This is a genomic window from Ensifer adhaerens, assembly GCF_002940685.1.
Classification (GTDB): Bacteria; Pseudomonadota; Alphaproteobacteria; order Rhizobiales; family Rhizobiaceae; genus Ensifer; species Ensifer adhaerens_E.
Window position 1 is genome coordinate 559,899 of record NZ_PNFP01000001.1, and the last position, 11,394, is coordinate 571,292.

25 protein-coding genes are annotated in these 11,394 nt (G+C 56.0%); 15 read left to right on the forward strand and 10 right to left on the reverse strand.

Annotation, left to right across the window (positions count from 1 at the left end):
- Positions 1-167: 167 nt before the first annotated feature.
- From C1A35_RS02800 to C1A35_RS02845, 10 genes are all read right to left on the reverse strand, one after another.
- Positions 168-557, reverse strand: coding sequence for a single-stranded DNA-binding protein (locus C1A35_RS02800; RefSeq protein WP_104662814.1), 390 nt, complete (start codon positions 555-557; stop codon positions 168-170).
- 3 nt (positions 558-560) lie between these two features.
- Positions 561-1,310 (reverse strand): hypothetical protein, encoded by a 750-nt coding sequence (locus C1A35_RS02805; protein WP_104662815.1) that lies wholly within the window; start codon positions 1,308-1,310, stop codon positions 561-563.
- Positions 1,310-1,507 carry a hypothetical protein gene (locus C1A35_RS02810; protein WP_104662816.1) on the reverse strand — a complete coding sequence of 66 codons (198 nt, stop codon included), beginning with the start codon at positions 1,505-1,507 and terminating at the stop codon, positions 1,310-1,312. Before C1A35_RS02810 ends, C1A35_RS02805 begins: the two co-directional genes overlap by 1 nt.
- Before the next feature lie 94 nt (positions 1,508-1,601).
- Entirely contained in the window at positions 1,602-1,892 is a 291-nt protein-coding gene (locus C1A35_RS02815) for a hypothetical protein (protein WP_104662817.1), read from the reverse strand.
- The gene (locus C1A35_RS02820) at positions 1,889-2,242 is read right to left on the reverse strand and encodes a hypothetical protein (protein ID WP_104662818.1); all 354 of its coding nucleotides are present in this window, start codon (positions 2,240-2,242) and stop codon (positions 1,889-1,891) included. Before C1A35_RS02820 ends, C1A35_RS02815 begins: the two co-directional genes overlap by 4 nt.
- A gap of 4 nt (positions 2,243-2,246) precedes the next feature.
- A complete protein-coding gene (locus C1A35_RS02825; RefSeq protein WP_104662819.1) occupies positions 2,247-2,501 on the reverse strand; it encodes a hypothetical protein in 255 nt (84 codons plus the stop codon).
- 29 nt (positions 2,502-2,530) lie between these two features.
- On the reverse strand, positions 2,531-2,944 hold the full coding sequence (locus C1A35_RS02830) for a hypothetical protein (RefSeq protein ID WP_104662820.1): 414 nt from the start codon (positions 2,942-2,944) through the stop codon (positions 2,531-2,533).
- 2 nt (positions 2,945-2,946) lie between these two features.
- Positions 2,947-3,645, reverse strand: a complete 699-nt coding sequence (locus C1A35_RS02835) for a hypothetical protein (protein WP_104662821.1) — start codon at positions 3,643-3,645, stop codon at positions 2,947-2,949.
- A gap of 9 nt (positions 3,646-3,654) precedes the next feature.
- Positions 3,655-3,855, reverse strand: a complete 201-nt coding sequence (locus tag C1A35_RS02840; RefSeq protein ID WP_104662822.1) for a hypothetical protein — start codon at positions 3,853-3,855, stop codon at positions 3,655-3,657.
- Between the two features lie 311 nt (positions 3,856-4,166).
- Positions 4,167-4,466, reverse strand: a complete 300-nt coding sequence (locus C1A35_RS02845) for a helix-turn-helix domain-containing protein (protein ID WP_104662823.1) — start codon at positions 4,464-4,466, stop codon at positions 4,167-4,169.
- Between the two features lie 935 nt (positions 4,467-5,401).
- On the opposite strand from C1A35_RS02845, the gene C1A35_RS02855 reads away from it, so the two are divergent.
- The 15 genes from C1A35_RS02855 to C1A35_RS02925 all read left to right on the forward strand — a co-directional run bounded on the left by C1A35_RS02855 (position 5,402) and on the right by C1A35_RS02925 (position 11,394).
- Complete coding sequence (locus tag C1A35_RS02855; protein WP_104662825.1) at positions 5,402-5,884, forward strand: hypothetical protein; 483 nt, start codon at positions 5,402-5,404, stop codon at positions 5,882-5,884.
- The gene (locus C1A35_RS02860) at positions 5,881-6,141 is read left to right on the forward strand and encodes a Lar family restriction alleviation protein (RefSeq protein ID WP_104662826.1); all 261 of its coding nucleotides are present in this window, start codon (positions 5,881-5,883) and stop codon (positions 6,139-6,141) included. Before C1A35_RS02855 ends, C1A35_RS02860 begins: the two co-directional genes overlap by 4 nt.
- Complete coding sequence (locus C1A35_RS02865) at positions 6,138-6,350, forward strand: hypothetical protein (RefSeq protein ID WP_104662827.1); 213 nt, start codon at positions 6,138-6,140, stop codon at positions 6,348-6,350. The genes C1A35_RS02860 and C1A35_RS02865 overlap by 4 nt, the downstream gene beginning before the upstream one ends.
- Positions 6,347-6,562, forward strand: a complete 216-nt coding sequence (locus C1A35_RS02870; RefSeq protein WP_104662828.1) for a hypothetical protein — start codon at positions 6,347-6,349, stop codon at positions 6,560-6,562. Before C1A35_RS02865 ends, C1A35_RS02870 begins: the two co-directional genes overlap by 4 nt.
- 536 nt (positions 6,563-7,098) lie before the next feature.
- Positions 7,099-7,446 carry a hypothetical protein gene (locus C1A35_RS02880; protein ID WP_104662830.1) on the forward strand — a complete coding sequence of 116 codons (348 nt, stop codon included), beginning with the start codon at positions 7,099-7,101 and terminating at the stop codon, positions 7,444-7,446.
- On the forward strand, positions 7,446-7,628 hold the full coding sequence (locus tag C1A35_RS02885; RefSeq protein WP_104662831.1) for a hypothetical protein: 183 nt from the start codon (positions 7,446-7,448) through the stop codon (positions 7,626-7,628). The genes C1A35_RS02880 and C1A35_RS02885 overlap by 1 nt, the downstream gene beginning before the upstream one ends.
- Positions 7,625-7,978, forward strand: coding sequence for a RusA family crossover junction endodeoxyribonuclease (locus tag C1A35_RS02890; RefSeq protein ID WP_104662832.1), 354 nt, complete (start codon positions 7,625-7,627; stop codon positions 7,976-7,978). The genes C1A35_RS02885 and C1A35_RS02890 overlap by 4 nt, the downstream gene beginning before the upstream one ends.
- Positions 7,975-8,367, forward strand: coding sequence for a hypothetical protein (locus tag C1A35_RS02895; RefSeq protein ID WP_104662833.1), 393 nt, complete (start codon positions 7,975-7,977; stop codon positions 8,365-8,367). Before C1A35_RS02890 ends, C1A35_RS02895 begins: the two co-directional genes overlap by 4 nt.
- Positions 8,368-8,390: 23 nt before the next feature.
- The gene (locus C1A35_RS37190; protein ID WP_337441989.1) at positions 8,391-8,813 is read left to right on the forward strand and encodes an XF1762 family protein; all 423 of its coding nucleotides are present in this window, start codon (positions 8,391-8,393) and stop codon (positions 8,811-8,813) included.
- Entirely contained in the window at positions 8,810-9,148 is a 339-nt protein-coding gene (locus C1A35_RS35720; RefSeq protein ID WP_158664947.1) for a hypothetical protein, read from the forward strand. Before C1A35_RS37190 ends, C1A35_RS35720 begins: the two co-directional genes overlap by 4 nt.
- A gap of 51 nt (positions 9,149-9,199) precedes the next feature.
- Positions 9,200-9,670: a GcrA family cell cycle regulator gene (locus C1A35_RS02910; protein WP_158664948.1), complete on the forward strand. Its 471-nt coding sequence runs from the start codon at positions 9,200-9,202 to the stop codon at positions 9,668-9,670.
- The gene (locus C1A35_RS02915) at positions 9,667-9,996 is read left to right on the forward strand and encodes a hypothetical protein (protein WP_104662837.1); all 330 of its coding nucleotides are present in this window, start codon (positions 9,667-9,669) and stop codon (positions 9,994-9,996) included. The genes C1A35_RS02910 and C1A35_RS02915 overlap by 4 nt, the downstream gene beginning before the upstream one ends.
- 173 nt (positions 9,997-10,169) lie before the next feature.
- Positions 10,170-10,775: a hypothetical protein gene (locus C1A35_RS02920; RefSeq protein ID WP_104662838.1), complete on the forward strand. Its 606-nt coding sequence runs from the start codon at positions 10,170-10,172 to the stop codon at positions 10,773-10,775.
- 186 nt (positions 10,776-10,961) lie between these two features.
- Positions 10,962-11,117, forward strand: coding sequence for a hypothetical protein (locus C1A35_RS35725; RefSeq protein ID WP_158664949.1), 156 nt, complete (start codon positions 10,962-10,964; stop codon positions 11,115-11,117).
- Between the two features lie 70 nt (positions 11,118-11,187).
- The gene (locus tag C1A35_RS02925) at positions 11,188-11,394 is read left to right on the forward strand and encodes a hypothetical protein (protein ID WP_104662839.1); all 207 of its coding nucleotides are present in this window, start codon (positions 11,188-11,190) and stop codon (positions 11,392-11,394) included.

Below are 11,394 nucleotides of genomic sequence, written 5' to 3' on the forward strand. Positions count from 1 at the left end.
AGATTTTGACCGCATACGGTCGTATTCACGGACCTTTTCATTGTTGCGAGAACGATTTCGAACCGCTGCTCGGTGGCATTCCTTGCAACTCGCCAAGTTCGAAGCGTAGAACTCGACCTTATGCTTGGTAATACCGCACTTCTTGCAGGTGATCATGAGGCACCTCACTAAAATGGAATCGTGTCATCGAGGTCTTTGCTTCTCGACTGCTGGCTAGGCCCGTCTTCGTAGTCGTAGCCGGTCTGCTCTCGCTGCGTTGCTGCCTTTGCCTCGCCACCGCCCATCAGCGTGACTTCGGATACGTTGACCGTCAGGTACGTTCTGCCTTCGTGTTCGCGCGTACCAAGGTCGCCGCATGCCGAAACCTTTGTGCCCTTCTTCAGGTATGAGGTGAGAGAGTCCCCGCGTTTGCCCCAAAGGCTGCAGTCGAAGAACAGGGCCGACTTCGTGCGGGCGTCATTCACGGCCACAGAGAAGCCAAGGACTGGCTCGCCAGACTGTGTTCGCCGCAGCACAGCATCCTTGGTTATGTTCCCTGAGATAACGATATTCTTCATTGCCTATTCTCCAGCCGCCAGAGGGCTATTCATGAGGGCGTTTTCCGCCTCGATCTTCGCGGTAAGCTCCTGCTCGTATCCGCCGAAAAGCTCTGACAGGCCGAAGAGGAACGAGTTGTTCCAGCCATTTTTCTTGGCGTCGGCGCGGTAGTGTTCTTTGACCTTCTCGAACTGGGCGAAGGTGTGAACGTCCACCATGTCGTTCGCTAACTGGTCTCGGACGCGCTCGAACTCGCCGTCGCGCTTGAGCTGGGCGCTGGACTTCGGCTTGTCGTTGGCCGGCGGGGGAAGCTCTGTCTTTTGCTCTGCGAACTCGTTCTTGAGCGTGTTGACGTACTTGCTGTCGTCGAACATGCCCATGTGAACGTCTGCGCCGACGCCGATCAGTTTGAGAGCATTGGTCACAGCGTCCGTGAAAGCCTTCTTGAAGGCTTCATCGTCGGTCTGGACGCCGTACTTGTTTTTTCCGGCTACCTTGTCGCCACCGACGCCGAAAACCGTCTGTTCACGCTTCTCGTACCAAATCGAAACGGTGCAGTAGACCAGCGTTTCTTCGCCAGCGATAACGACCTGGAACGAAGGTTCGCCAATTCCCCAACCTTGACCACAGGGGCCGAACTCCTCGGTCATCCGGCGATAGGAGAACATCGGCTTGATAGCAGTTCCGCGGAACCCGCCTCCGCGCGTGAAGTCCTTCGTGTGCTTCGGGTCTGTTTTGCCGAGCTTGTCCCAGAGAGCGGTTTTCTCGGTCATCACGCTGCCTCCATCTGACGAGCGGCAATCATCCGCTCAATGCGCCATTCCTCGCGAGCCGCCATGATCTCGTACCACTGGGCGTCTTCCTCGCGGCGCTCTGCCAGTTCGAGGCGACCTTCAGCCATGTACTCATCCGCCATCTTGCGGGCGTGAGCGGCGTGCTCTCTGAGGCGGTCTGGTGTCGGATAGGTCATAGCTGGCTCCCGATTGCGTAGCCGAGACAGAAGAAAACGGTGATTGCCACGGAAAGCTCTGTGCTCTTCTGGCGGGAGAATTGGCGGAGGGCGGTCATGAACGGCCCTCCGCCTTGGCAACAACAGCGCGCATGCGATTAAAGGCCGTTTCCGATTGCTCGAAATATTCAGAGAACGACAGTGCCGCTTTGCCGTCCTCAACGCGAAGAATGTCGTTGACGACATCAAGAAGCTCAGGAGCGGCGGCGATCAGGCGGGCATCAGCCTCGGAGGCGTATAGATCACCTTGACGATGCGGCCCCTTTTCAGGATCGCCAATCGAAAGCCAGATGCTCTTGTCTCGACGAACGCCATATTTCCAAGGGCCAGGAGTGTGCTTGCTCATTCCGCAGCCTCCACCCACTGATCGCCAACGCGGCTATCGAGCATTGCCTGATAGGAATAATCGGCGTCAGGCTCGGACTGCTCGGCGTACTTCTCCGCAAAGAAGGTCTGCGCGTGAGGATCGTTCTCGATGACATCCTTCATGATGTCGAAGAGCCAGCGCTTGAGCTGACTACCGAGGCCAGCACCGCCGTTACGGTCGAAGAAGGCGCCATCGTCGAGGCGGATATCGGAGACGTAGAACGCGTCGTCTCCGTCGCTGACAAGCTCTGCGACCCCGTAGGCCATCATTCCGTTACCGAATACTGGTAATTCATCAAATTCGTAGGGAATCGAGAATGCTGTGTTCATCGTCTCAATCCTTGGAAAAGTGGTTGATGATCTCTGGGAGAAGGTTCCGAAGGACGGCTATTGCCTCTCCGTCGTATCGGTCTGGCAGGCCGCGAGGTTCTCCCTCGTCCTGGTATTCAAGGCCGTACTCCATCACGTCTGTATTCCGTTGGACGTGGCGGATAGCCTCGTAGAGGGCCTTTTTGCTCCAAGGGCCCGCAGACAGAGACGCCTCTATCGAGGCCAGCGCGTTTAGCAGTTCCGCCTTCTCCATCTTCATCTCCGTTCCGTGGTGTTCAGCAGATCAAATCAGTCGATTTGCTTGGTGGTGAGGACGTATCTGTCGCCAACCCGCGTCATGCCCATGATCGCGATGCCGCTTGCAGAGCCATATGCAGAGGCCCACAGAGGTGTTTCGTCGTGCATGGTGAAGTCGCCGCCCTTGTAGCCCTCGAACGTGTTGCCGATGGCGTCGCGCGCCTCCTTGAGGAGTTCGCCGGCAGTGATGGGCGATGAGGCAGGCGGGAAAGATAGATCGCTGTAATAGCCGCGATAGGATTCTGGCGCCGAAGGGCTGACCGCCGCGTCAAAGTCGAACACTACGATAGCTTCCGGTTCTGCAGCAGACAGCGCTTCGACAAGCGCGCCGAGCGTCAGGTGGTAGTTACCGCGCTCACGAGAGCTTGCTTCGTTCATTGCGTCTACGAGTGCCTGAAGGTTCATCGTCATTTCCTCTCGCTACCGGTGTTCAGCAGATCTGGCGCGGCGTAGATCAAGTAAGCGTCGGTCTTGGTAGCCAAGATTCTCGGTTCACTGACCTTCTTCAACGTCTCTCGAATTGAAGTTAAAAGCTTCATTTCTTCGTTGGGTATTCTGCTTCCGTGGAAGTATTCGGAGTCGGCGCGCGGATCGAAGTAGGCCTCGCATTCGGACAGAGCGGCAGTTAGGTATGAAACCTCATCAAGCAACCGGCACAGTTCGGTGGCCAGTTCACCACGTTCTCGCCTAACGGTTTCCGCGTCATCTGCTTGATTGCTAGCGTCAACCTTTAGACGCTCTTGTTCTTTGTCGCGCCTGATCTCCGACTTGCGCCCCATCCACATTTCTGTGTCGAGCCACATGTCAGCCCCAGTAAAGGAATGCTTGTGAAGCCATTCCCATTGGGGGCTGAGATCGACAAGCTCAAGGACGCGATCGGCGTAGTCTTTGTTGACGGCAGATATCGCAGTTTCTCTGCTGTCGAATTTAGGTGCTTCACCGTCAACCTTCGGCAACCCGACGCCGTTCCACAACGCGCCTTCCTTGATCCGCCAAACATCGTACTGAAAGCCGAACGGTGTCTTAGCGATCGTGGAGGAGTAGCCTGCTTCATCGGTGCTTTCCGGACTCCAAGCCAATGGCTTGACATTTTCTCCGCGTGACATGTCCGATCCTCACAGCATCGAGCAGTAGGACATTGCAGCGTCCTTATTCGGGAACTGCTGGCGTCCTGCTGCGGTGTGTACGTTCCAAGGCGAGAAAGGCTTGTTAGACTTCATCACCGTGGCGATAACCTCGCCTTCGCGGACCAACTCGAATGCCGAAACCCTCTGGCCGTTGAAGGTGTATGCCCTGTGGTTCGTGATCTCGGTCATTGTCTCTTCCTCTCGCTACCGGTGTTCAGCAGATCTGGCGCTTGCCGTCTTCGTGCCTTTCGATGTTGACCATTATGCACGCGATTGCGTTCACGTCAAGCTGTATCGAACGAAAAAACGTGCAATCAATTCTTAACAAAGAATGCTGATAGGAAATAAATCCTATTGACTGGCGAAACGCCGAGGCGTTCAATCATCGCGCTGAAGTTGAGAATGCAAAGGCAGTGATGTGGAAGATTTAATACGGATAGCGCTTATGTGGCGCGACCTAAGTCAGTCCCGCCGCTCCGACATTAGGAGCCAGGTATTATCTACCTTTGTTTTTCCAGAAGCGCCCGCAAATGACGCTTTTGATCGTCTGGCATCGCCGCCACAAGGCGCAAAAAGTCTTCGTCCTCACGGGACATCTCAACGCCAGTAAATATGTACGCTAGGCTGACGTTCAGAACATCAGCGAGCTTGACGACGCGATCAGCGCTCGGAGCCTTCCCCCCAGCCATGAATTCACTGACAAAATTAGGACCGAATCCGCACTTGGCTGAGAGTGAACGGTATGATTGTCCGCTCTCATCAATCTTCACGCCTAAGCGGGCTCTCCAGTCGTCGGTCATAAGCTGTCATTACCATAATTGAAAAAATCTGCATGAACGTTATTGCGTGGGCTTGCTATGAACGCGAAAGCGTGCATAATGCGAGACATGCAAACGAACCTCTTAAATGACATCGAATATTTCTTGTCCGAAACGGGCATGACTGAAGCCACGTTCTGCCGAATGGTAGACAACGGGCGACTGTTCGAGCGCCTTAGGACGGTAGGTAAACGAGGTCGCCCAGGAAGGGTTTGGCCTGAGACTGAATCTGAAATACGCGCCTTCATGATCGCATACAGAATGCGGAGGAAGGAAGTTGCATGACCGTCTTACTCAGCTTCAAAGCTGGGAGGGTCACGCAATGATCGCTCCCGAGATTCTCGACGCAATGGTTGCCGCTGGTTGCACAGCGGAACAGATAGTCGCGGCAGTGAAGGCTGACGCTCAGGCGGATGCAGATAAGCTCGCTCGGAAGCGTTCGGCCGACGCTGAACGGAAGCGCAAACAAAGGGCAAATGTCACGCGGACATCGTGTGACATCGATGGACATGGTGTGACATCCACGGAATCCGTGGACCCCCCTTTCTCTGATAAAGAAAGGTCCCCCACACCCCCTAAAGAAATTAACTCTAACCCCCGCGAAACAAAACGCGCGCGTGGGTCGAGGCTTCCAGACGATTGGGCTCTCCCGGCGAAATGGGGGCAATGGGCTCTTTCGGAGGGATGGATCGAGGCGGATATCCGTTTCGAAGCTGAACGGTTCCGAGACTTCTGGTGCTCGAAAGCAGGCAAGGACGCCACCAAGATCGATTGGGAAGCCACATGGCGAAACTGGATCAGAAGCGCGAAAGGCAGGTCGCAACAGCGATCCCAGCCTCCTCCAAAGCCAAAATCCGAATTCCAACGGAAGCATGAAGAAGCAATCGCAGTCCTGACCAAATCCCTCGGAGGGAACGATGAACGAGATAGTTTCCACGGTGCAACAATCGACATCAGCGCAGCAGATTTCCGCGCTCACTGAGCGTCTGGCACCTGCCGGTGATGAAGTCGTTAAGTCAAGCATCCTAAGCCTGCTTCGTATGGGTCTTGTGCTTCCTCAAAACATGGAAGCATCTGACATGGCTGCGGCATACGGTTTTGCTCTCGCGAAGGTGTCTATACACGGCATCAAGGCCGCTACGGCGAAGATTGCTCGCGGCGAATACCAGCGAGACTTTATGGACATCATCCCCCGTCCGCCAGAGTTCGCAGCTCTAGCCAGGGCAGAAGAGGCATCGATCCGGGCCGATCTGGTTCGCCTTCGCGAGACCGAGGCATCACGCCTTCTCTGCAAGTCAGAGCCGAAGAACGAGGAAGTTAAGGCGCGCATTCGTGAGCTTGTGGCCTCTGCAAAATCGTCCCTCACCCCCTCGAAAGAGAAGGTGGAGACAGCGTCATGAGCGAGAAGCTTGCAAACTGTCCTTTCTGCGGTGGCGAGGCCAAGCACAACGATGGCGGCAACAGCGTCTACGGACGGTTCTGGTGGGCTGTCTGGTGCGATGAGTGCGAAATCGAGATGCGAGACCGAGAGGTCTGGAAGCATGAAGGAGACCGCACAGTCCTCGCTCTCCCGGCCAAAGAATGTTTCGACCGCTGGAACCGTCGTCACCAAGAGCAAGACCAATCCTCCACCTTCGAACGGATGATGAGCAAATGACAGGCCGACACGCAGGATACTTTGTCTCTCTTGAAGAGAACCTCAGAGAGGATGACGCAGAGGCCACCCTGAATGCTCTCAGGCAGATCAAGGGCGTCCTCAGCGTCGAGCCAAAAATTGCTGATGCGTCCGACCTGATCGCAACAGCCCGCATTCGTAGAGAATTCGAAAGAGCATTCATCACTGCTTTCCAAGGGGCTTTGAAATGACCGACACCTTTATTTCCTTCCAAAGCGCAATGCTCATCGGCCTTACCTGCTTGGTATCTGGCATGTTCTGCGGCGCAGGTGCCTTTGCTGCTGCTCTTGAGATCTTCGGTCCTGAGAAGGAGCCGCGCGTCGATTATGACCGTCTTCAGCGCGAGCTTGACGACGAGTTCGGCGGCACTGGCACGGAAGCCGGCGTTCTGAGGACGCTCTGAAATGGACTGGCAGCCGATCGCGACATTCTTGGATGAGGATACAAAGGGACCTTGGACTTCCCAATACCTCCTTGCCCATTCCGAGAAAAAGTGGCGCCGGTTCGGCCGTTTCGATCGCACTCTGAAGCGCTGGTATTACAGCGGGACTGATGAGCGTTCCCAATGGTCTCAGATAGAAGGCGATGCCCCAACACATTGGATGCGCATACCTGAACTACCGAAACACGATTAGCTGGCGGTCCCCCTCCCTCCGCCGCCGGCTAACGCGAGACCTCTTCCGGTGTCCTCCGCTCCGTTGAGGAGGTCTCGCAGTAAATTCGAGGGAGATCACTCGCGAGGCGCAAAACTACAGCCTGGGTGATCTCTCCTAAGCAGACGAACTGGAATTCTGCAGCAGTTTGATTGGCGTCATCGCCGCAGAATTCTCTAGTGAATGGAATGAGTTGAAACATCTCGTTCGCCTCTCGTTGACAGGTTCAATCTGTCACGGAGCGATGAGCATGAGGTGCAGAGAAACTAAGCATGTGGAGCATGAAATGACGAGCGCAGTTCAAGCCCAAGGGTATGTAAAGCGTATGCTTGAACTTGAGGGCACGACGTGGGGCAACCTCACGAACGCACTTGAGGGTATCGAGCGCCGCTATGGCATTCCCTATTGGACACTGAACAACCTTCGCACCGGTCGGGCAAAGACCGTCGAAGCTGGCCTGTTCAAGCGTCTCCAGCGTGCCTACTACGATCATTGCGAGAGGCAAATCTCTCGCCTCCAGCATGAACTGGAGATCGAGAAAGCGAGGGACGCGAATGATTTGGATGCGGATCTGTTGGCTCAGGTTCAAAGCCTGGCTGAGAAGGTCAAGGAAGCGAAAGGACGAGTAGGCTGATGCCTTTGCGCGTTCCTGAGAAAGTTGCCTTCCTCGACGGGGAAATTGCGGGCCTCCAAGCTCGTATCGGAGGGGAAGGCAACGCCGTCCAGCTCCACAAGATGGAGATGCTTTCAGACATCAGGGACGACTACCGGAAATCCATTGAGGCAGCACGCAAGCGGGAAGAGGCGTCGGAATGATGAAGTTCCAATTACCTTACCCACCCAGCGGCTGGGAGCTTTACCGAGGATGGGGCAAAACCCGCTCGCTGTCTTCCGTCTACAAGAAATGGCGCACTGACGCAGGCTATTTCATCAAGGTTCCCGAGAAGCCGATCGATAAGCCGTTCTCGCTGGCAATTGCCCTCAAGCGCCAGAACATGCGCCAGGATCTCGACAATCGAAGCAAGGCAATCCTCGACTGCCTTCAGCATTACCAAGTGATCAAAAACGACAATCTCTGTGAACGGTTGACGATGTGCTGGTCAGAGGACTTGCCGGCCGAATGCGTCGTGATTTTGCAGATAGCGGAAGAAGGATTGGCAGCGTGAACGAGATCATGGAAATCCTCTCTCCGGTGCTAGGAGAAGAGCTGGCGAAAGATGTCATCTCCCATCGCAAGGGCCTCAAGTGCCCACTCACGCCTCGCGGCGCCAAGGCCCTACTGAAGCAATACGAGATGACCGGCAACCCGATCGAGGCAGCCGAAGAGCACCTTAACCGCGGCTGGCAGGGATTTAAGGCCGAATGGATGCAGAAGGGCAGGAGCTTCCGCGACGAGCGCAACCCGATGCCTGTCCAGTCAGCGAACTACGGCCGCCCAGAGCCCGTCAACCATCAAGAGCCAGCATCATCACAGGTAGACCCGGAACGGCGCCGGCAGCTTGCAGAGCTTGCAAGGCAGACGGCACGCGGCATGTCGGCGAGGACGGTGCAATGAGCCAACGCCTCTCCGCAGTCCCCATGGATCTGGATAGCGCGAACGAGTTTGTCCGCAGGCTCCACAGGCATCACCAGCCCGTGGTCGGCCACAAGTTCAGCCTTGGGGCGGTGAAGGCAGAAGAGATTGTAGGGGTGGTGATAATCGGACGGCCGGTGGCTCGTCTGCGTGACGACGGTTGGACGCTGGAGGTAACTCGCCTCGCTACGGACGGCACAAAGAACGCCTGCTCATTTCTATACGGCGCAGCTGCTAGGGCTGCGTTCGCCTTGGGCTACAGACGCATAGGCACGTACATTCTTGCCAGCGAACCAGGAACCACCCTGAACGCGGCAGGCTGGCGTCTCGTTGGTGAGGTGAAGGGCCGTTCTTGGTCGTGCGCCTCTCGCCCTCGCGTCGACAAGCACCCCACACAGGACAAACTGCTTTTTGAGAGGTGCTCATGAAGAACTGGGCCGCAATCCAGACAGAAAGCGCCAGGCGAGAACGCCGCCAACTCCTCTTCAAAGACATGACATTCGAACAGGCACAGGCAGCAGCGAAAGAGAAAAGAGTGCCAGCAGGATCGGTCTGGCACTGGTCAACGGGAAATATGTACGGGCCGATTGGCTCGATGGAGAAAAACAATGGGCCAGCCATGTCCATGGACAAAGAGAGAAACATCAATCGTCCACCTTCTGTCTCTCGGCATGACAGCCAAGGAGATGTCGAGGGAGACGTGTACGAGCCCCAATACACTCACGAGCGCTATTCAGATCATCAAGTTGAAGGCTGGCGTTAGGGGAACTGCTGCCGGCGTTGTCGCCCTCGCACTCCGGGAAGGATGGATCCAGTGAACGTTCATACAGTTGATCTCAAGAAAGCTGCAGAACTCTGGGCACAGAATGTTTCTGCCTCGCAGATCGCGGCCATGTTCGGGGTTACCCGGTCGTCTATCATCGGTTTCACGTACCGGAACCGTGAAATGTTCCCAAAGAAGCCGAAGAAGGTTTCGGAGCGACGCATTCGCGCCGAGGCTCGGGCTCTCATGCCTAAGCGCCCTAAGCCAGAGAAAGCGCCGAAGCTGCCGAGCCCTCAGAAGGTCGCCAAGATCGAGGCAAACGAATACGACACCTCAAGAGCGGATTTCCAGAAGCCCCTTCACCTCCTGTCATCGTGCGAATGCCACTGGCCGCTGAATGAGGGCTCACCCTTCATGTTCTGCGCCGCCGAGACCGACGAAGGGCAGAGCTTCTGCACCCAGCACAAATTGCGGGCATACCGTCCGCGGATCAAGGCAGAGCGCGAGAGGGATGCGGCATGACAACGATGGTCGAGAAGGTGGCCCAAGCAATCGCGGACAACATCAACGCGGGTCTTCCAGATGGCGTCGAGATCGATACTCGGTATGCGGCACTGGCTGCTATTGAGGCGATTGATAATGAAACCCCCTTGGACATATGGGAGGCGGCTAAGCGAACTTGGTCAGTCACAACGTCGGCGCACTCTAGCGACATCGACGATATCGCTCACGCTCTCAACGCAGAGCGCCACCGCTGCATCTCCATAGCCCAATCCATAGACCCCCATAACGAAGCAGAAGCCCACCTTATCGAGACCATCGTGAGGCGAATTAGGGGTGAAGGATGAGCCCAGAGAACAGAGCTTGGGTCAGGACGATCTTCGACATCATCATAGCATCCGTAGTTATAGCATTGATCAAATGGTCAACAGACGGCGCCATTAGCATGAGCGTTGAGTTCTATCTGGCCGTCATGGCTCTTTCACTCGCACATCGCGCCAATATCAAGACAGGTGAATAGATGGTCTCCAAATCCGCCAAGCTCCGCAGCCACAGAATCAAGCAACGCCAATACGCCGGCCGTCCCAAGAAGGAAGGCGTAGAGCGCTACACCAACGGCGAGATCAAGCATTTCGAGCGGGAGAAAGAAGTGAGAGCTGTTGTCATGGAGGCGCGAGACCGAGTGCATGGCAACGCGATCGACAACGCCAGCCAGTACGCCGGATACGTCCTCGGTCGCATGTTCCTCGATGGAAAGATCACCCAGTGCGAGCGCGAGGCCGGTGATGAGTATGCCATGCGCATGATCCGCTACTATGGCTTGACGGGCATTCCGTTCCCAAGCGCGAGAGCCCAGAACCTACACAGTATTAAAGGTTTCGATGGCGAAACGACCTCTGAGCGCGCAAGAATGGCCCGAGAAGCATCGAACCGAATGATGGAGCTTGAGGGCATATTGCTTCGTCTTGAAGATGGACCGAGAGTAAAGCAGACGGTCTACAACACCTGTATTCAGGACTATGACATCATGCGTACTATGAGCGAATTGCAGTTGTCCTGGCTAAAGAGGGGATTGCAAGAGCTTCACTGGGCTATGGGTCTTGCCAAATCGAAAGCGGCGGGATAAGTTTATTGCATGAATAGGGCTTTGCCCTCAGAGATCGGGAAGCGAGCCTAGACCCATCGGCCTGATACGGCGTTAAGCTGCGCTGGTGGGAGGAGTTGATTACTCACATACGCCGTTGAGCCCTTCCCGAGCATCCACGCCCCGCCCTGAGAGATCAGAGGCGGGGCACATCATTTGGAGAGGGCGATGAACGAGAACATCGGATATCTCAAGCTCATCCAGAAAGAGCCGCGCACCTGGCGCCTCTTCGACGCCGACGGCAAGGTTCTTGACCAAGGCGACTGTGTACGCTGCACCCAGAGCGCGATCAACCGCGACATGCGGATAGCGACGATCCATTGAATAAGCCCAGCCCGCCACCCGGCTGGCTCGGCCCCTGGTTCGGAAAGCCCAAGCCCTCAGGAGGGAAGTGATGGATCGCCCAGACCTCCGAGCCTTCCAACTCAGGCAGGAACTTCAAATGCTCTTGCGGCAGATCACAGACGAAGGCTCCCCGATGGATTCGGGCGGCGGCCTCGGCTCTGAGGACATCTGGTGTGTCGTTGACGGCCATCAGTTCCACATCCAGATCAGCCACGACGTCAAGCAGCTCGCGGCCAAGCCAACAACAGGGAAGTGA